The 19,379-nt window shown below is 49.6% G+C and carries 17 protein-coding genes; 3 read left to right on the forward strand and 14 right to left on the reverse strand.

Annotated features, from left to right (window positions below):
* Positions 1–10: 10 nt before the first annotated feature.
* The 5 genes from GBK04_RS24000 to sucC form a co-directional block, all read right to left on the reverse strand.
* Positions 11–1,057 carry a serine hydrolase domain-containing protein gene (locus GBK04_RS24000; RefSeq protein ID WP_152764115.1) on the reverse strand — a complete coding sequence of 349 codons (1,047 nt, stop codon included), beginning with the start codon at positions 1,055–1,057 and terminating at the stop codon, positions 11–13.
* A gap of 155 nt (positions 1,058–1,212) precedes the next feature.
* On the reverse strand, positions 1,213–2,304 hold the full coding sequence (locus GBK04_RS24005) for a glycoside hydrolase family 43 protein (protein WP_152764117.1): 1,092 nt from the start codon (positions 2,302–2,304) through the stop codon (positions 1,213–1,215).
* 286 nt (positions 2,305–2,590) lie between these two features.
* Entirely contained in the window at positions 2,591–4,144 is a 1,554-nt protein-coding gene (locus tag GBK04_RS24010) for a HEAT repeat domain-containing protein (RefSeq protein ID WP_152764119.1), read from the reverse strand.
* 137 nt (positions 4,145–4,281) lie between these two features.
* Positions 4,282–4,818 (reverse strand): DUF4269 domain-containing protein, encoded by a 537-nt coding sequence (locus GBK04_RS24015; RefSeq protein ID WP_152764121.1) that lies wholly within the window; start codon positions 4,816–4,818, stop codon positions 4,282–4,284.
* Positions 4,819–4,958: 140 nt separating this feature from the next.
* Entirely contained in the window at positions 4,959–6,182 is a 1,224-nt protein-coding gene (sucC, locus tag GBK04_RS24020) for an ADP-forming succinate--CoA ligase subunit beta (protein ID WP_152764123.1), read from the reverse strand.
* A 302-nt stretch (positions 6,183–6,484) separates the two neighbouring features.
* On the opposite strand from sucC, the gene GBK04_RS24025 reads away from it, so the two are divergent.
* A complete protein-coding gene (locus tag GBK04_RS24025; RefSeq protein WP_152764125.1) occupies positions 6,485–7,144 on the forward strand; it encodes an ABC transporter ATP-binding protein in 660 nt (219 codons plus the stop codon).
* A gap of 180 nt (positions 7,145–7,324) precedes the next feature.
* Here the strand turns inward: GBK04_RS24025 and GBK04_RS24030 are convergent, their stop codons facing one another.
* The 3 genes from GBK04_RS24030 to GBK04_RS24040 form a co-directional block, all read right to left on the reverse strand.
* On the reverse strand, positions 7,325–7,780 hold the full coding sequence (locus tag GBK04_RS24030; protein WP_152764127.1) for a DUF4174 domain-containing protein: 456 nt from the start codon (positions 7,778–7,780) through the stop codon (positions 7,325–7,327).
* Positions 7,781–7,962: 182 nt separating this feature from the next.
* Entirely contained in the window at positions 7,963–9,594 is a 1,632-nt protein-coding gene (gene groL, locus GBK04_RS24035; RefSeq protein WP_152764129.1) for a chaperonin GroEL, read from the reverse strand.
* Between the two features lie 95 nt (positions 9,595–9,689).
* The gene (locus tag GBK04_RS24040) at positions 9,690–9,989 is read right to left on the reverse strand and encodes a co-chaperone GroES (RefSeq protein ID WP_152764131.1); all 300 of its coding nucleotides are present in this window, start codon (positions 9,987–9,989) and stop codon (positions 9,690–9,692) included.
* 225 nt (positions 9,990–10,214) lie between these two features.
* Here GBK04_RS24040 and GBK04_RS24045 point away from each other — a divergent pair, with 225 nt between their 5' ends.
* A complete protein-coding gene (locus GBK04_RS24045) occupies positions 10,215–10,922 on the forward strand; it encodes a hypothetical protein (protein ID WP_152764133.1) in 708 nt (235 codons plus the stop codon).
* 85 nt (positions 10,923–11,007) lie between these two features.
* On the opposite strand, the gene secG is transcribed toward GBK04_RS24045, so the two are convergent.
* From secG to tamL, 6 genes are all read right to left on the reverse strand, one after another.
* Positions 11,008–11,385 (reverse strand): preprotein translocase subunit SecG, encoded by a 378-nt coding sequence (gene secG / locus GBK04_RS24050; RefSeq protein ID WP_152764134.1) that lies wholly within the window; start codon positions 11,383–11,385, stop codon positions 11,008–11,010.
* 188 nt (positions 11,386–11,573) lie between these two features.
* A complete protein-coding gene (locus GBK04_RS24055; RefSeq protein WP_152764137.1) occupies positions 11,574–12,407 on the reverse strand; it encodes a DUF8458 domain-containing protein in 834 nt (277 codons plus the stop codon).
* 67 nt (positions 12,408–12,474) lie between these two features.
* Complete coding sequence (gene lptE, locus GBK04_RS24060) at positions 12,475–12,957, reverse strand: LPS assembly lipoprotein LptE (RefSeq protein ID WP_373331299.1); 483 nt, start codon at positions 12,955–12,957, stop codon at positions 12,475–12,477.
* An 84-nt stretch (positions 12,958–13,041) separates the two neighbouring features.
* Positions 13,042–14,382: a sigma-54 interaction domain-containing protein gene (locus GBK04_RS24065; protein ID WP_152764139.1), complete on the reverse strand. Its 1,341-nt coding sequence runs from the start codon at positions 14,380–14,382 to the stop codon at positions 13,042–13,044.
* 71 nt (positions 14,383–14,453) lie between these two features.
* Positions 14,454–15,893, reverse strand: a complete 1,440-nt coding sequence (miaB, locus tag GBK04_RS24070) for a tRNA (N6-isopentenyl adenosine(37)-C2)-methylthiotransferase MiaB (protein ID WP_152764141.1) — start codon at positions 15,891–15,893, stop codon at positions 14,454–14,456.
* Between the two features lie 160 nt (positions 15,894–16,053).
* On the reverse strand, positions 16,054–18,537 hold the full coding sequence (gene tamL / locus GBK04_RS24075) for a translocation and assembly module lipoprotein TamL (protein ID WP_373331300.1): 2,484 nt from the start codon (positions 18,535–18,537) through the stop codon (positions 16,054–16,056).
* Between tamL and GBK04_RS24080 the strand changes: the two genes are divergently transcribed.
* On the forward strand, positions 18,528–19,292 hold the full coding sequence (locus GBK04_RS24080; protein WP_152764143.1) for a TrmH family RNA methyltransferase: 765 nt from the start codon (positions 18,528–18,530) through the stop codon (positions 19,290–19,292). The genes tamL and GBK04_RS24080 overlap by 10 nt on opposite strands.
* Positions 19,293–19,379 lie beyond the last annotated feature (87 nt).

The raw sequence follows: 19,379 nt of genomic DNA on the forward strand, positions 1-19,379 counted from the left end.
TTACATAGCCTTATGCGCTTTTTCCCCTTCGCAATATTTTCACGATCCGATTGTATACGATTTCCGACAAATTCCAGGTGTACCCGCCACTGGTACTGGCAAACAGAACAACGACTGCATCCATGTCTTTGTAATACCGGGCAATACTGGAGTAGCCGGGTAACAATCCCGTATGTTCATATACGTAGATAGATGAATAAATAGCTTGTTCGTTATCATCCAGCAAAGAGCCATCGTTCAATGCCCGTAAGAATACTCCCACATCCCTTGCTGTCGCTACCATGGAGCCGGCAGGGCTAATGAAATCATTTTGTTTTAAATCAGCATGGTACCCTACGTCATACCCACTCATGACATCGGCTGTATCCACTTCACTCAGCAAACTGTACGTATCGTTCAGCCCAAGCGGCATCAAAATTTCCTCCCTGATATATTGGTGATGGCTATATCCCAGTGTCTTATCCAGGATTTCGCCGATCAATAGATAATTCGTATTGGAATAACTGTATTTTTTATCGGGTTCAAAGTCACCAGGCTTATCCAGCACCAATGCAAGATTTTCTCTATTGCCTTTTGGGGGAGCTTCCCAGTAGTGGGGAGTATCGGTATAATTGGGAATGCCGCTTCTGTGCTGCACCATCATTTTCAGCGTGATTTTATCGGCATTTTCAATTCGTCCCGCAAGTTCCGGAAGGTAATCAGTGAGCGTTTTATCCAATGACAATTTCTTGTCATTGACCAGCTTGGCGACCGCAACAGCCACATACAACTTGCTGATACTGGCAATCTTGAATAATGAATGAGGATCGGCCGGTACTTTGTTCTCCCTGTTTTTCCAGCCACCCGCGTACAAAGCGGGTGGCTGACCTGCCTGGTCCACGTAAACAATCACTCCATCTAAGCCAAGGTCAACGGCTTCATCAACCTGTTCCTGAACTGTATCAGGTAGTGGCGTTATCCAGGCTTTTAGTATAATCCATGGTACGAAGAATAGGGAAATCAGAGTTCCTAGGACCAACGAAATTTGAACAATCCGTTTGGTTTGTGGCTTTGTCATGCGGTTTCAGGAAGGTTTACTTGTCTGCAATGGCTCGTGACCTCCGAATAAAATAAACGAAGACCGTTGCATTTGTCCATTCCCAATATATAACTAACTGCGGGTTATGCCAAATCTATGGATGGGTTAAGTAAGTACTTGCCTGGGTTGAATCCTCACTTCCCTGCTCCTTTAACAGGGTAGGCTTTGACCAACGCCTCCGCCTCTTTGGCCGTTATCTTTGATACCGTCCCATGCCGGGCTTCCGACGGGAAATCGACGTCCTCCACCACCGACCAGTGAATCAGATCCGGCGAGTAGGAAGCCCCGAAGCGGTTGGTCATGCAATAGTCATAGAGCAATAGCCAACCCGGTTTGAGGGGATCGGTCATGACGGTGGGGCCTTCAGTGATTACGGGAACGATCTGTCCGGTGTTCATGGGGCCTTCTATGATATTGTACGGCCCTTCGAGATTTTTGGAGGTAGCGACCCGGATGGCCCTGCGTTCGCCGGTTTTGGCACCGAATTCTTCTTCCTTATGGTAAAGGTAATAAGTACCATCGCGTTCCAGCAGGGTACCGTCGATCACGGAATAGGGGGGAGCGAAGAGTACTTTGGCCGGGGTGAAGGTTTTCCAGTCGCGGGTCTTGCAGTACCAAAGCCGGCTTTCCTTCCAGCCCGCGTCTTTGTAGGAAGATGACCACACGAGCGTATACTCGCCGGTTTTGTCCTCATAAAACCATTCGGGGGCCCAGATATTCCGGGCCAGAGCGCCGGACTCGTTCCGGGCGTCTTTCATCAAAGGCAAGGTACCTTCCACATGCCAGTGGATCAGGTCTTTGGAGGTAGCATAAAGGCAGCTCGGCCCTACCTGTTCGCGGTCGCTGCGCCGGCCACCACCGGTAGCCAGCAAACGCCACAGTCCATCCGGACCGCGCCGCACGTAAGGATCACGCATCTGCTGTTCCCACAGGGGTTTGTTGTCATTGAGGGGAGTCCAGTGGCGGCCGTCGTTCGAGAGCGCAATGTGGAGTTTTTCTTCCTGCATAGGGTCGGGTAGGGGTACCTCTACGGTATTGCCCTTGGCGTCGATCTCGATCCGGGTCGGGTACCGCTGACGGAAGTACGTCATCATCCATACGTCTTTTCCTTTTTCAATTTTGAACGGTTTGCTGGCCGCTGCTTTTTCGGGGGCTGATTTTTGAGCAGGTTGCGCCCAGGCGGCTGTAAGGGAGAGGGCCAGGAGGATATATAAGGTGTGTTTCATTGATTTGGGATATTTATTGGGGATAAATTTTTTTACAAGTCATTTCCAATCGAGTAAGGCGTTTTGTGCTATAGATCTACGGTGAATAAGCCGTATCAACATTTCGCCAAACGCCTGTTACAAGCTAGCCTTCTGTTATTGATGGGTGAATTAGAATGTAAAGTAAAGTTTCAGGCTTACACGCCGGAGGCGTCGATGGTTAATAGCAATAGTTGGAATAGTCAAGCTTAGCACCCCGGAGGGGTCGACCCCTCCGGGGTGCTTTCTTTACGGCTTTATTCATCTATCAATAATTGAAGTAAAAGTCAAGTCCATATACTGGGTTTGTTTTAAAATATTGTTTGTCCTCTTGTTTCTCGCTTACGAAGTTGAAAACCTGTTTTGCTCTTTCAATTTCTCCTTGTTTTGGTGTTGAAAATAGTCTTACTGCTCTTGCTCGCCAAATTTGTAAATATTCAAACGCCAATTGTCTTATGTTTTCGTTTTCGTCTATTGTTCCAATCATCAAATCAGGGATTGCTGTCCAACCGCCAACTTTGTTAAAGAGTTTGAGCATAGACTTTTTTAAATCATAATTGCCTATTTCGTAAATGCTTCTTGCCTTTGTTAAGACTTCTTGTCTCGGAATGTGAGATAGGAATTCAATGATTACGTTTCTAAGTCCAATATATGGACTGTCAAGGTTTGCTAATGCAAAAGCATAAGAACTTCCTTCGTCAAGTTTGCAAAGAGCTAAAAATGCTGTTTTTTTAACTCTTGTTTTTTTATGGCCAAGGTATGACTTAACAGTTTTCGAATACGGTTTTCCTTCGATTTCAGCAAGTCCGCTTAAAGAACCAATTACTTGGTAGTTCATCTGTAAGTTGTCATTGTAAAATATTGCAAAGTCAATGTTTGATTGTTTAAGCGTAAATCTTGCAAAATGTCTTATCGTGGCTGAATTGTCCGCTAAAAATTTCTTTACTGTTACTTCAAAGCCGTTTTTGTCTTTTAAGCAATAAAGCGTTTGAAGTCGAATATTTGCTGATTTGTCATTGAGTAATTGCTTGATTTCTGCTTGCCCAAGTTTGTCAAAATGGTTTATTGCTAAGCTTCTAATTAAAAAATGTTTGTCTGCTAGAAACAATTTTAACTCTTGTGATTTTTCTCTAAATGAACTTGAAATGTGTCTCGCCAAAAGTATTCTCAGCTTATCTTGGTATTGCTTAAAGTTGTCAATTACATACATTCTGTTGCTAGTTACTATGAACTCAACAATTTCTTGGTAAATACCACTAAGGTCTGTCCGCTCAATTTTTTGAAGCCACTCAAAAATTGGCAAATTTTCAATTAAACTGTCAATATAATCAGTTGTTTTATACTTGTTAATTCCATTTAGTGCCGCTTGTCGAACTGGCAAAACCCAATCTGCCAAACGATAAATTAAAAATTGTATGGCTCTTGGACTGTCGACTTGTGTAAGTTTTTTAACTGCTTTTTCTCTTATGTACCCACTACTGTTTAATGAACTTATTGCTAATAACTCAACATATTGTTCTTTTGGAAAATTAGCTTCATAGAAATCAATGTCGCCTTTTGAAATGCTACAATGTTTGAGAGTGCCGTAATATCCCTTTTTACTGTCAATCTTTTTGAACAGATGAATTATTGTATTGCAAGTAGCTTCTCTTATTTCTCTATTGTCATCTTTTAGAAATTCTGTCAAATTGTAAATAAGACTTGGATAACCATCATTGGCAATTTTAGCCAAAGCGTTAATTTTCTCTTCTGTGTTGCCTTTTGAGAAAAACCAAGTCTTGTTAGGTTGTCTTAAAGCTTCTATGTATTGCCACATTTCCATTTCTTGTTGTATCGTCTTTTAGGCTTGCCTACAAAACATCTGCATAAACGCAATAAATTGCGTACATACCTCCAAATATACCTATATACGCAGGTATTTCACTTCTTGCTACTGGAAAGGTACCAACCACTCCTCAATTATTTCTTATATTCATAATCCAGCAACGCTTGATAAGGATTCCCTTGCAAACCAAGCAATTGTGCAAAGGCAGGTTCTGTTTTCAGCCCGCTCTTTTTTAACTCCCGAATTTTCGTTTTGAAGGCCGGACCCATCTTTTGGAGGATTTCATATTCAAGTACCATGTGCCGGTACGCTTCCTGCTGATGCGTAGGGCGGTTTTGACCAAACACTTCGATCACAAAATTTTCGGCGGAGAACCTGGCCACGAGGGTTTGAAAGCCATTTATTTCGTAGTGCCGAAGCTGAAAATCGGGTAGGTACCCCCAGTGTTGTCGAACTGTCTGTATGTATTCATCCGCAAACTGCCAATAACAAATGATATCCAGATCGCTGCCGTCAATATCGATATCCAGCGGAATGGTTCCCGTCAGCAGGGGCGAATATGCTTTCAGCTTGTCGAAAATGCCCAGGTCGATGAGGGCATGGTAGGCGCGGCGCTGTGTGGGGGTACCTTCCCGCAGGTAGGTGATGTCGCTAAATAAAGGTTGAGGCATGACACTAAAAATCGAAATCGTAAAATTTCGGCCTGACACGTAAAGTGATACCTTGTGAAGGGTACCTCATCGACAGACAGGCAAACAACCAAAAAAGGCGACCAATACGGTCGCCTTTTTTGGTATCAAAAGTTTGCTGGCTAGGCTTCCATTTCGGCCAGTACCTCTTCTACGCGCTCGGCGGCTTCCTTGAACTCGATGGCTGAGTATACCTTCAGACCCGATTCGTTGATGATCCGCGCGCCTTCTTCGGCATTGGTACCCTGCAAACGAACGATGATCGGAACGGGGATTTCGCCAATGGCCTTGTAGGCTTCAACTACCCCGGCGGCTACGCGGTCGCAACGTACGATACCTCCGAAGATGTTGATCAGGATGGCCTTTACGTTGGGGTCTTTCAGGATAATCCGGAAACCGGCTTCTACGGTTTTGGCATTGGCTCCACCCCCTACGTCAAGGAAGTTGGCGGGTTCGCCACCCGATAGTTTGATAATATCCATGGTAGCCATCGCCAAACCCGCGCCGTTGACCATACAACCCACGTTGCCGTCTAGTTTGACGTAGTTGAGGTTGTTGGCACCGGCTTCCACTTCCAGGGGATCTTCCTCGCTGATGTCGCGCATTTCGGCCAGTTCGGGGTGGCGGAACAACGCATTGTCATCCAGGTTCACCTTGGCGTCCACGGCCAAAATCTTGTTATCGGAGGTTTTGAGTACCGGATTGATTTCAAACATCGACGCGTCACTCTCGTTATAGGCTCGGTACAGGGCGGTAATGAACTTCACCATTTCTTTAAACGCCTCGCCTTCCAGACCCAGGGCAAAAGCTACCTTGCGGGCCTGAAAACCCTGCAAACCGACAGAAGGGTCGATCCATTCCTTCATGATTTTATCGGGCGTATGCTCGGCTACCTCCTCGATGTCCATACCGCCTTCGGTGCTGGCCATGATGACATTGCAGTTTTTGGCCCGATCCAGCAAAATGGAGATGTAAAATTCTTTCGGTTCGCTTGGTCCGGGGTAGTATACGTCCTCAGCAATCAGTACCTTATTGACCTGCTTTCCTTCGGGACCTGTCTGATGCGTCACGAGCACTTTACCCAGCAGATTTTTGGAAATCGTCCGCACGTCCTCGACCGACTTGGCCAAAGCCACGCCGCGCTGCTCGCCCCCGACAACCTTGCCTTTACCACGGCCACCGGCGTGTATCTGCGACTTCACCACGTACCACTTGGTGCCCGTCTGCTCGCTCAGGTTACGAGCCACTTCTACGGCCTTGTCGGGCGTGTCGGCTACGATGCCTTCCTGAATACGAACGCCGTATTTTTTAAGAATACTTTTGCCTTGATATTCGTGAATGTTCATTTTTTGAATTGAAAGTTAAAAGTTGAAAATGGAAACGGGGTAGCCCGGCGGTTGAAAGTGAGTAGAATCGCTTCGGAAGAGTACTTCCACGAATTATGATGTAAAAGTAGGTATTTCAGTCAATTACGATAAAGTGATATTTGATAGCCAACAGCCGGCAGCCAATGTATGCCTGTAATTCGTTAGTTTCACGGCAAATTAGCGAATAATTCAAAACGAGGATAAGTTTCACTCGCCTTTTGTGAAATGCTCTTTCAACTTTTAACAGCACGGGCTGCCCCGTCTCAACTGTCCACTAGAAAATGGCTTTACTTACCGCGCAGGGTATCACGCGCAGCTACGGCACTCTACAGGTTCTCAAGGGAATTGACCTCACGATTCAACCCGGCGAAATTGTTGCCATTGTGGGGGCCTCGGGAGCGGGCAAAAGTACCCTGCTGCACATCGTTGGCACCCTCGATCGGCCTGACCGGGGTCGGGTCACTATTCAGGATACGGATATATCTACGCTGAGCGATAAGGCGCTGGCGCAATTCCGCAACGAGAGCATCGGTTTTGTTTTTCAGTTTCATAATCTGCTGGCGGAGTTTTCGGCGCTTGAAAATGTGTGTATGCCGGGGTTCATCAATTCCAAAGCGAAGGAAGCCGATACCCGGAAGCGTGGCGCCGAGCTATTGGCCCTGTTGGGCCTGTCGGATCGGATGGATCACCTGCCTTCGCAGCTTTCGGGCGGTGAGCAGCAACGCGTTGCCGTAGCGCGGGCGTTACTAAACCGCCCGGCAGTGGTACTGGCCGATGAGCCGAGCGGCAATCTGGATTCCCGCAACGCCGAGGACCTGCATCGGTTATTCTTCACCCTGCGTGACGAATTGAACCAGACTTTTGTGATCGTAACCCACAACGAGCATCTGGCCGAGATGGCCGATCGCCGTCTGGTGATGCGCGACGGGTTGATGGAGTAACCCTGGCCTACGGATAGTTTCCAGTCAATTCTGATGTTTAAAATTATATAGGTACCTGTGACCGATCTGCCACCCAGACGTCCTAAGCAAGAAGTTTTTCATAACGTTGAGTAAATCAAAAAGCCGTCCGGAATTTCCGGACGGCTTTTTTGTGATTATAATAAGATTTTTACCAGCCCATTACTCTTTCCAAAAATACTGAGCTTTTGATAAGGCCTCGGGCCGGGTTTCAATGTTCAGCACCCGTAAGAATTGATCGGCGGTGTTGATTTTGGTACTACTCATGCGGAGGTTCCCTTTTTCATCAATAACCCATAAGTTGAACCGATCTTCGTGATACCGTAGCTTTTGCCTAAGGTACATCCGATCGATAACCGAGAGGGCAGCTGGAATCTGAACCACCACGATTTTTTCTTTTTTGAAGGTATTAAGGGAAGAATAAAGGGTATTAAGCTGTTCTTTGATCCTATGCTGCTGTTCAGCGGGAGCATAAATTACCACCAGCTTTTCGTTCCAAACCTGTTTTTCACGCAGGAAATCGGGAATGGTTTTCTGTTGTCCGTAACTGAATGTAAGGGTACCTAATAGTAAATAAGTAAGACCTGCCAGAGTACGAATAGAAAAAGATTGACGCATCGCTATATTACTTTACTGTTACTTCAATGTTAAATAATTGTTAATTTTAAAGATTCTGCCCTGTAAAAGCAAATCATTCCACAATTATTTTGTAAATGGAGTAACCATAGCACCATCAGCCAGGCAACAAAAAAGGCACGGACTCAGTCCGTGCCTTTTTGCTATACAAGTGGAAGTTGGAATTACATCATTCCGCCCATTCCACCGCCGTGGGGCATTCCGCCACCACCTTTGTCTTCTTCGGGCTCGTCGGCGATCACACATTCGGTGGTCAGCAACATACCCGCAATCGAGGCAGCGTTTTCCAGCGCCAGGCGCGTAACTTTCTTAGGATCGATAATACCCGCTTCCAGAAGATCTTCGTAGGTATTGTCCTTGGCATTGTAGCCGTAAGCACCCGTACCTTCTTTCACTTTCTGGATCACAACAGAACCTTCGCCGCCCGAGTTGGCTACGATGGTACGAAGGGGAGCTTCAATTGCCATCCGGATGATGTTGATACCCGTAGTTTCGTCGTCGTTGCTACCTGTCAGGTTGCTCAGCGCTTCGGCAGCCCGGATCAGAGCTACCCCACCACCGGCTACCACACCTTCCTCAACGGCGGCGCGGGTAGCGTGCAGAGCGTCATCAACACGGTCTTTCTTCTCTTTCATTTCCACCTCGGTGGCAGCACCGATGTACAGAATGGCTACGCCACCTGACAGCTTGGCCAAACGCTCCTGCAATTTCTCGCGGTCGTAGTCCGACGTAGTGTTTTCGATCTGGGCTTTGATTTGGTTCACGCGGCCGGAGATATCTTCTTTCTGACCGTCACCATTCACCAAAGTCGTGTTGTCTTTGTCGATAATAGCCTTCTCGCAGCTACCCAGGTAATCCAGCGTGGCGTTTTCCAATTTAAAACCGCGCTCTTCGCTGATCACCTGACCGCCGGTCAGGATGGCGATATCTTCCAGCATAGCCTTGCGACGATCACCAAAACCGGGAGCTTTTACAGCAGCTACTTTCAAAGCCCCGCGGATTTTGTTTACTACCAACGTAGCGAGGGCTTCTCCGTCTACGTCTTCGGCCAGGATAATCAAGGGACGACCCGTTTGCGCTACCGCCTCAAGGACGGGAAGCAATTCCTTCATGGAAGAAACTTTCTTTTCAGAAATCAGGATGTAAGGACGCTCCATTTCTACTTCCATTTTCTCCGTGTTGGTCACGAAGTAGGGAGAAAGGTACCCCCGATCAAACTGCATACCTTCTACCGTCTTCACTTCGGTTTCGGTACCACGGGCTTCTTCTACGGTAATTACACCTTCTTTACCCACTTTTTCCATAGCCTCGGCGATCATCTGACCGATCTCTTCGTCGTGGTTAGCCGAAATAGTAGCTACCTGCGCGATTTCCTTGGAAGTGGAAATGTCTTTTTTCTGGGTTTCCAGGTTCTTCACGATGGCACTGACAGCCTTGTCGATGCCGCGCTTAAGATCCATAGGGTTGGCACCCGCAGCCACGTTCTTCACACCAATGGTGTAGATGGCTTGCGCCAGGACGGTAGCCGTAGTAGTACCGTCACCAGCCGAATCGGCGGTTTTGGAAGCTACCTCTTTTACCAACTGAGCACCCATGTTTTCCATGGCGTCCTTCAGTTCGATTTCCTTGGCTACGGTCACACCGTCTTTAGTAATGGTAGGTGAGCCAAATTTCTTATCAATAACGACATTACGACCACGGGGGCCCAGCGTTACCTTTACGGCATCGGCGAGGGTATCTACTCCGCGTTTGATCTTATCGCGTGCATCTGAATCAAAAAAGATCTTCTTAGACATAACTTTTAGTTCTTAATGGTTTTACTTAAAATTTGATAAAAGAATGAGAAACCGGATGTTCCGGGATAGGTATTCACTCATTCAAAATTGAATTTTTACTGCTCGATGACGGCAAAAATATCTGATTCGCGCATGATGAGGCAATCCTTGCCATCTACGGTCAATTCAGTGCCAGAATACTTGCCGTACAGTACGGTATCACCCACTTTGACGGTCATTGGCTCGTCCTTTTTGCCAGGACCAGCCGCCAAAACGGTTCCGCGCTGGGGCTTTTCTTTCGCGGTATCAGGAATAATGATGCCAAAGGCAGTTTTTTCTTCGGCGGGAGCCGGTTCTACCAGAACGCGGTCGGCCAGGGGCTGTACACTCACTTTTTCTTCGGTTAAAGTTGACATAAGAATTAACGGTTTAATATTTTGTCATAATTTTAATTTGACATACCTATACAGGCATAATCTGTGCCAGCCGTTTTTTCTGTCATTTTTTCAGTCTAGGGCTGACATTCTTCATCATTTGAGATTTGCAAACAAAATGTACGCTATACTCCAAACAGAGAGTAGATCGTTTTGTATTTCGCAGGAATTGCTTAAATTTTACCCGTTAATCAACATAATCCCTCCATGACCAAACTATCAAGCCAGTGGCTCACCGACGGAATTCTGGATTTTGAGTACAAAAAATATGTCTTACTGGCATATTTACAGCACGTGCGTGACGAATTCAGGCAGCAAATGCTTTTTCCGCACCTACCCAATGTAACGGAGCATTATCAGAGTAGCGTTCATTTTAAAAAATCACAGAAATCGTTACGTACACATTTTCCCAAGAATCTGACCGGGATTGATCCGGTTCGGCTGCGGCTGCTCTATCAGGAAATCTACGAGGATGATCCGCATCTGGAAGAAATCAACGAAATCTTGGATTTTGCCATTCCGCAGTTTTCCCTGGTGCTGCAAGAGGGGCAGACCCGCTACGAAGAAGTAGAAAGCGGGCTTTCCATTGCGCCCATTGGCATCATTCCGCTCCGTACCGAAGAAGGGTACCTTTTCATCCATCGGGCCACCCGCCGCGAAACGACGATCTACAGCTATCAGGTCACGCTGTTCGATGCGCGTCGTGAGCGGATGATCCAGACTCGCTGGCTCGAATCGGTGCAGAAGAGCCAGAACACCACGTTCGAAAGCCTCAAAGTGCAACTTACGCGCCGCTATACCCATTTGCCCAATCCGGCCACTTACATGGTCGAATCGCCCCGCGAGTACCCCCTGGACGAAACCCTGCTGCCTGCCGCCAAGCAACTCATGGTGCGCTACATGCAGGCGGGGTAGGTTGGAAAGGAATCTTCCTATATGCGAAGCGCCGGCCTGATTTTTCAGGCCGGCGCTTCGCATATAGCTGAGGGTACTAACCGTATCAGTTCGTATCGCCGGGGGTTGTTGTCGCCGGAGCGGTCGTCGCTGGAGAGGTACCTGCGGCTGGAGGCGGCGCGATGCTGCCACCCGGTAGGGCACTGTTCTGGGCTTTTTCGATGTTGACGCTGTTGATCGTCTGGCTGGTTTGGGTACCGTTGCCTACGATAATGTAGGAAGCCAACGAAATGAACATGATGGCTCCGGCCATGCCCCAGGTGATTTGTTCAAGCAAATCAGTGGTTTTCTTCACGCCGAACATCTGGCCCCCGCTTCCACTGAACTCGCTGGAAAGCCCACCTCCCTTGGAGTTTTGTACCAGAACGATTAAAATCAGCAATACGGCAATAATGGCTACTAAAATAACAAGTGACAAGTACATTTTTTGAATGATGAATTATGAGTGATGAATTATGAATGAAAGGTTCGTAATGTGATTTCGTGTTTCGAAAAGAATTAAACAACGAAAAAAACGGAAAAAACAAGTATATATCAACAGAAGATAAGCTATGCAAAGTCTTGATAGAAAGATGATTGGGCCGTAACTAATCATTCGTCTTTCATAACTCATCATTGATTTTCCTCCCTCAATTCCGCAATTTTTTCCGCAAAGTAATCTCTTTTTTCCGGATTCTTTACCATCAGCTTTTCATAAATCTCGACGGCTTTATCCAATTTGCCCTGTTTGGTCAGGATCTTGGCAAAGGATTCGGTGACCATCCCCGCCAGGGGGGGCGCCGTAGCGCGCTGACTGAGATCGACCGTCTGGGTGGTCTGCTCGTTGGGCTGGTTGCGGATGGGACCGATCCGCGGATCATTCTTGATGAAGGCCTCGATGATTTCCTGCTGCTTGCGCCGGTCATCCTCCCGGGTTTTGGGAAGTGGGAGCAACGCAATCATCGGTATGGACGTGGGTTTGAGCCGTTTATAGGTAAGTTCTTCTTCGATCACCTTTTCGCTCATCACCCGGTCGTCCACCGGGGGAGAAGAGGGCAGGCTATCGTCAACGGGTGTTTCGGAGGTACCTGAAAGTTCTTCATAGGGCAAGAGGGTAGGTTTTCCGGACCCTTGGGAAACTGCCTGGGTACGAGAGTCGCGGTCCGACAGATGACGACCGGGCGACAGGTCGGTCATGCGGTTGAGGAGGGAATCCGACCAGGCAAATTCGCCCTCGATCAAATGGCGTAGGGCACTTCGATTGAGCGTGTGAATGGCTGCAAGAGGCAGAAGTTCGGTCAGGCGGGGTGAGGCGATATCGGCTCCTACCTTGGCCATCAGGGTGTAGGTGATCTGACAATAGGGGTAGGCCTGGGCGGTTGCTTCCAGCCGGGCTAGGTTGGGTGCCCCGATGTCGTGCGGGTGCGTTACCCAGTAGGCAAAGGTTTCTTTATCGACGGTAGTCATGCAGGGGAAACTTGGTGTCAGTAAGTAATCAATATTATCAATGAAGGTACAAACAAAGCCGTCCGGTTTACCAGTCGGCGGCCGACTTATTAAAAATATTCTGCACAATCTGATCCAGAATCGTGGGCAAAAGCCGGGCTTCGTTTTGATTGAGCGTCTGGCTCTGGGGAAAATCGGCGTAAAAGGAAAATGACTGGTCGAAATTCTTGGTTTCGTCCTTTGTATTGGTGAAGCGTACCTGCACCGTGACGTTGAGGCGGTTGAAGCCGGCCTGGTCGTTGGCGGTAGGTGCCACCGGCACCACGTCGTAACCCGTCAGGGTACCTTCCAGAACAAGATCCCCATTGTTGGGAACCAGGGTCAGGCTGGTGTTCCGCTGAAAGTACTCCTTTATTTTTTCGTTGATCTGGGTGGGTAGGTTAGCCGGTCCACCCGCCACTCCGGTGTTGAAATTCAGCACCGTGAACGTCTTGATGTCGGGCGAAAGATTAGTGCCCGTAAAGGAATACACCCCACAACCCACCGCCAGCAGTGATAGGCTCGTAATCAAAAACAGAAGAGCGTATTTCCTAAAAATCCCGTATCTCATAATCGCATGGGCAACCCCGTCATAATTCATAGCTTATAATTCCCCTCACTCCTCAATATCATACTGCTTGATTTTACGGTACAGGGTGCGCTCTGATATGCCTAACGCCTGGGCGGCGTACTTTCGTTTATTGTTATTGCGGCGCAGGGCTTTGATAATGAGATCTTTCTCCTGATTTTCCAGGGAAAGAGACTCTTCTTCCTCGGCGATATGCTCCACGTCTTCTATCAGATTGCGTTCTTCGGAGTACCGATCCAGATCCACCACGCGTTTAGGTACCCCCCGGTCGAATCCGGTCATGTCGGATAACTGCTGCTCATGGGCGGCCAGCAGGCGGGAGGCTTCGGTAACGGGTGAAGCGGTTTCAGGATTAATAGTGTCGAAAAGATCCTGATGGTTTTTCAGGATTTCGTGGTTGGGTTGTTCATTTTGTAAAACATCCCTGACTAGTTTCTTTAACTCGGTCACGTCGCGGCGCATGTCGAAGAGTACCTTATAGAGTAGCTCTCGTTCGGAAAAGGAGGTTGCGTCAGCGCCTGAGCCCAGAGGAATCAGCGCCTGGCCCATCCGGGCCCGGGGCGGAACGGGATTCATGGGATTCAGGTAGCGGTACAACGTGTCGGCACTGATGGGCTCATCCTTATCGGTTTCCAGGATTGTAATCTGTTCGGCGATGTTTTTCAATTGCCTGATGTTCCCGGGGAATTCGAAATCCATCAAAGTATCCCGGGCTTCCGCCGACAGCCGCACAGGCCGGGTACGATAGCGTTCGCCAAAATCGTTGGTGAATTTGCGGAAAAGCATCAGCACGTCTTCGCCCCGTTCGCGCAGGGGCGGTACGAAGATAGGTACCGTGTTGAGCCGGTAATACAGGTCCTCCCGGAACTTCCCGGTATTGACTGCTTCCCTGAGGTTGACATTGGTAGCCGCTACCACCCGCACATCGGTCTTCTGGACTTTGGAAGCTCCCACGCGGATGTACTCCCCGTTTTCCAGTACCCGCAGCAGGCGGGCCTGGGTTGCGACGGGCATTTCTCCGATCTCATCCAGGAAAATCGTGCCGCCGTTGGTGGTTTCAAAGTACCCTTTCCTCGCATCCAACGCACCGGTAAAGGCCCCCTTTTCGTGTCCGAAAAGCTCGGAGTCGATGGTACCTTCGGGAATGGCTCCACAGTTAATGGCAATGAAATTCCCGTGCTTGCGGGTACTGAGGCTATGGATGATCTTGGAAAAAGATTCCTTGCCGCTGCCACTCTCGCCCGTAATGAGCACGGTTAGGTCAGTAGCCGCCACCTGCATCGCCACATTGATGGCGTAGTTGAGGGCCGGTGCGGTACCTATGATCCCGAAGCGGTTTTTAACGGACTGTATTTCGGATAGATCCATTTGTTCTAGTGGATAGGGTGCAGTTGATAATGATTGCGAGAGACAACCAAGGGCACGAAAAGTACCCCTTGTTAACAGTCCGCTGTCAACTCGATTACTGCGTGACCAATTAGGGTGGCGGCGGTACATTCCGTGACCAGTACGTTGACGTAATCACCTTTTTTGAAGTTCTCACGCGGAAAAACCACAACTTTGTTCTGGTCATTGCGGCCCTGTAAATCAGAGTCGGAGCGCTTGGAAGTACCTTCTACCAGTACGCGGTGCACCCTGCCTACCAGCCGTTGATTGCGCTCCAGAGAATGGCGTTGCTGAACGGCAATCACTTCGTTGAGGCGGCGCAGTTTTATATCGTACGGAATATCGTCGGTCAGTTTCTTGGCCGCCGGCGTGCCGGGACGCTCGGAGTAGGCAAACATATAGCCATAATCGTAACGCACGTACTCCATAAGCGAGAGCGTATCCTGATGCTCCTCCTCCGTTTCGGTGCAGAATCCTGTGATCATGTCGTGTGAAATGCCGCAGTCCTCGCCCAGAATGGCGCGGATACGGTCTATTTTCTGCATATACCACGCGCGGTCATACGTCCGGTTCATCAGCTCCAGAATCCGGCTGTTGCCGCTCTGAGCGGGTAAGTGAATATAATTGCAGACGTTGTCGTACTTTTTCATGGCATACAGTACCTCGTCGGTAATATCCTTGGGATGCGAGGTGCTGAACCGGACACGCAAATCGGGATGCACCTGCGCTACCATGCCCAGTAAGGTAGCAAAGTCGTAGGTTTCCCCGTTGTCATCGGGCGATTTGTAGCGGTAGGAATCTACGTTTTGCCCCAACAACGTTACTTCGCGGTACCCCTGCTCGAAAAGCTCTCGGGCTTCGCGCACAATACTGTGCGGATCACGGCTACGCTCGCGGCCTCGGGTGAAGGGTACCACGCAGAAGCTGCACATGTTATTGCAACCCCGCATGATGGAGATAAAAGCCGTTACGCCATTGGAATTCAGGCGGATAGGGGAGATGTCGGCGTAGGTTTCCTCGCGCGAAAGCAGCACATTCACGGCTTTCTGGCCCGTTTCGGCCTCCTCGATGAGCCGGGGTAGGTCACGGTAGGCATCGGGTCCGGTCACGATGTCCACCATTTTTTCTTCTTCCAGCAGCTTGGCTTTCAAGCGTTCCGCCATGCAGCCCAGCACGCCAATCAACATGCCGGGTTTCTTTTTCTTCAAATGGTTGAGCTGTTTCAACCGATTCCGTACTTTCTGCTCGGCGTTGTCACGAATGGCGCAGGTATTCAGGAAAATCAGGTCGGCGTCCTGTTCGGAGGCGGTAGTGGCAAACCCCGCGCCACGCATGACGGAGGCTACGATCTCACTATCCGAAAAATTCATCTGACAGCCGTAGCTTTCGATGAATAGCTTTTTTTTACCCAAAGAAATTTCCTCCTCGCTCACCTTCACGGTTTCACAGGCTTCTTTGTCGGCTTCGGTCAATATTTTAAGAGAAATACTCATTGGGTCGTAGACCTATTAGGATCATTCAATAAATTCAAGCGGCAAAAGTAGAAAAAAATCTCGAAAATACTGACAAAGTGTCAGTGTAAAAATTGCCAGAAGTTCAACAGAACACACTTCCTCGAAGTACCTTCCACCGCACGGGCGGCCCCGTCTCCACTCAGAAGGGGTACCCTACGCCCAGGTTGAAATTGAGGAAGTTGGGTTGGGAAGGGCTGAACGGCTTTTGCCAGGAAAAATCCCGCAGTACGAACTTCTGGCGGTAGGGATCGTACACTTTCAGTCCGAAATCGAACCGGAGGACAAAGTACTGCAGATCGTACCGGATCCCGAATCCCGTTCCCAGCGCAATCTGACGGGTGAATTCACTCCACCGGAAGTCGCCGGGAGCATAATCGGCGGGCGTTGAATTCTTCGCCGTAGGCAGGGTCCAGACGTTGCCGGCATCGAGGAACAGGGCGTAATTGACATCACCAAAAAACCGGAAAAGCCGGCCCCGGAATTCCAAATTGCCTTCGAGCAGCAACTCGCCTGGCGCTTCCACCGAGAAGTTACTGGGCGTGAGGCGTGGCGGTGAAGCACCCGGCCCCAACCGGCGCGGCAGCCAGGCTCGCACGCTGTTGGAGCCCCCCGCAAAGAAATACTTCTCGTAGGGCGGCACCGAACTTACCCCGTAGCTGTACACATTACCCGAATTGACCCGCGCCACAAACGAAGAGCGACGACCCACTGGCCAATAGTGCCGATAGTCCACATTCCAGCGCAGGTACTGGTAAAATTGCAGATTGCCGAAGGGTTTATTGATGATATCGCGCTGGCCGGGAAATAGCCCGAGTGTGGTACCACCTGATTCCAGAGCTACCCGCAGGTACTGGGCGTTTTTGGGCGGCCCAATAAATGAGTTGGTATTATAGACAAACGTAAAATTAATGTCCGACACGAACGAGCGCAGAAAACTGTTACGGAGGTTATTCCCCTGGCTTTGCAGCGAACTCAGCAAGCTGTCGAACTCCGGCGCCAGTCGGGTGGTATTCAGGATATTGAGATCAAGTAGAGAAAGGTTAAAAAACGTGACCGGCGAAGGCTGCAAGGAATAGGTCATGGCGGCCTTCACGCTTGAACGGGCATACTCGGGCCGGTTGACGTAGTTGTAGCCCAAACCTACCTGCGTGCGGGGATTGAAACGTCCGAACCGGTACCTGAAGCTACCCGCCGGAAACAGCAGCTGCGGGAAAAGCAGGGAGGTGTTAACACTCAGTTCCTGGCTACGGTACAGATTGCCGTCGTTGAAGCCCGTCACAGCCTCGATGCCGCCCCGCAGGTTGACCTCGAAGTTTTCGAGGCCGTTGAATACGTTCCTGATTTTATAGGAAAGGTTGGCAAAAGGGCCGGGTGCCTGCTGCAGCTGAATGACGTTCACACCCACATCCGCCGAAACCTGGTACTTGTCCAGGGGAATGGCCCGGAAGTACCCCCGCAATCCCTGGGCGGTGGTATCGAAGGTATAGTTAACGAAGCGGAACTGGTCGGTAAGCGACAGTTGCCGCTGCGTTTCGCGCTCGTCCTGCTGGCTGTACAACTTGCCCGGCCGGATCAGCATCTTGCCGTTCAGGATGCGCGGCGAAAATTCCTTCTCCGAAAAAATATAGCGGATGTCCTGATACTGAGTGGTATCTTTCCTGAACAAGGAATCCGGCCAGTTGCCGGGCGGCAGTACCTCGAACTGCACCGACTGCACCGGATATACCGTGAAGGTACCCTCGCTGCCGGGATTTTCTACGCGCAGCAGCACATCCACTTGTTTATAAAGACTATCCGTTTGGGGAGCGGTGATGGTGTCGTTGACCAAATACGAAATATACTGTCTCGAAAATCCGTAGTAGCCATTGTCGCGCAGCAGCGTCTCCAGCCGAATCCGTTCCTCCTCGAACGAGCTCCCCTTGTAGCGATCCTTAGTTTTCAGCCACGACTTGTTTTTTTCATTCTGCACCAGGCTGTCAACACGGGCATCGGCGATGCTGTACCGCACATCGCGCAGCAGCGTAGGGCGGTTTTCCTGTATCATGTACGTAATCCTGATCCGCTTGAAACTCGTGTCGGTTTCGTAGGTGACCTTGTTTTCAAAAAAACCGTTGTTGAACAGGTACCCCCGTATTTTTTCCGTGTTTTTGAGTACATCGTCCTGGCTGAAATACACCGGCGGCTCACCGAAAATACGCATGAAATCGTTACCTTCCTCTACGCGGCGTTTCGTACGGGCTATCTTACGGCCATACTTGCGCTGGATTTTCTTAAGCTGCCGGGGGCTATTCTGGTACTCGGTGGTTTTCTGCTGGTATTCCTGCGTGAGGGCGGTTAACTTGCGCTGCTGATCTTCCTTGCTGTAGGTAACTTCGGCCGCCTGGTACAAAGCCAGGTAGGGGAAAATGGGCAGACCCAGGAAACGGCGGTTGGGTTTCTGAGGAATGAGATCTTCCAGTTCGCCATCTCTGATGGTCGAGTTGCCTTTAAAGGTGGTGGTTCCCAGGAGGTACCGCTTGGGGCCGTCGGCGGACAGCCGGACGCAACCCGGTAGCACGGACAGGGCCATGATGCCGAAAATAGCCAAATACGTAACGAAACGCGCTTTATTCAATGCTCTCAAAAAATCAGATCAAGTATATCAATTCGCTGAAAATCAAAAAGTACCGTCAGCAGCACGGAGCCTTTGTCGTGGAAGGAGCCAAGAGCGTACTCGAACTGCTGGCTTCCGACTATACCGTGGAATTCGTGGTGGCGACGGACGATTTCCTGCAAAACTACGGAAGTATTCCCAGCCGCCCCACCGTTGACTGGATTCTGGCCACCCCCGCTGACATGGACCGTCTGGGTACCTTCCAGAGCAATGACGCCTGCCTCGCCGTAGCCAAAACGAAGGAAAACGCCTTTTTATGTGCCGATCCGGGCAAATATGCCCTGATGCTCGACGATATCCGCGACCCCGGCAACCTGGGTACCATCCTGCGCATCGCCGACTGGTACGGCATCCCGAAAATTATCTGCTCCGAGAATACGACGGATTTTTACAATCCTAAAGTCATCGCCGCCAGCAAGGGCTCTTTCACCCGCGTGCGAGCCCACTACACTTCCCTGCCGGACTTTATCGAAGGGTACCTTACTCAGCACGCCCTCATCGGTGCTTTCCTGGACGGCGAATCGCTGTATGATTTTTCCTTCCCCCAAGCTGGGGGGTACCTTGTCATGGGCAACGAGTCGCAGGGCATCGGACCGGAGGTAGGTACGCGTATCACGCACCGGATCACCATCCCGCGTTTTGGGGAGGCTGAGTCGCTGAATGTAGGTATCGCGACGGCGGTGATTTGCGATGGATGGCGGCGGGGGCTAGGGATTTTGAAATAATAATTTCAAGAAGAGAATGGAGATTGTTACCGTTTGATAATATTTTTCAGGTGCGGCAATTAACTTTTCTAGATTGGCAATCTCGGT

Source organism: Salmonirosea aquatica (genome assembly GCF_009296315.1).
Taxonomy (GTDB): Bacteria; Bacteroidota; Bacteroidia; order Cytophagales; family Spirosomataceae; genus Salmonirosea; species Salmonirosea aquatica.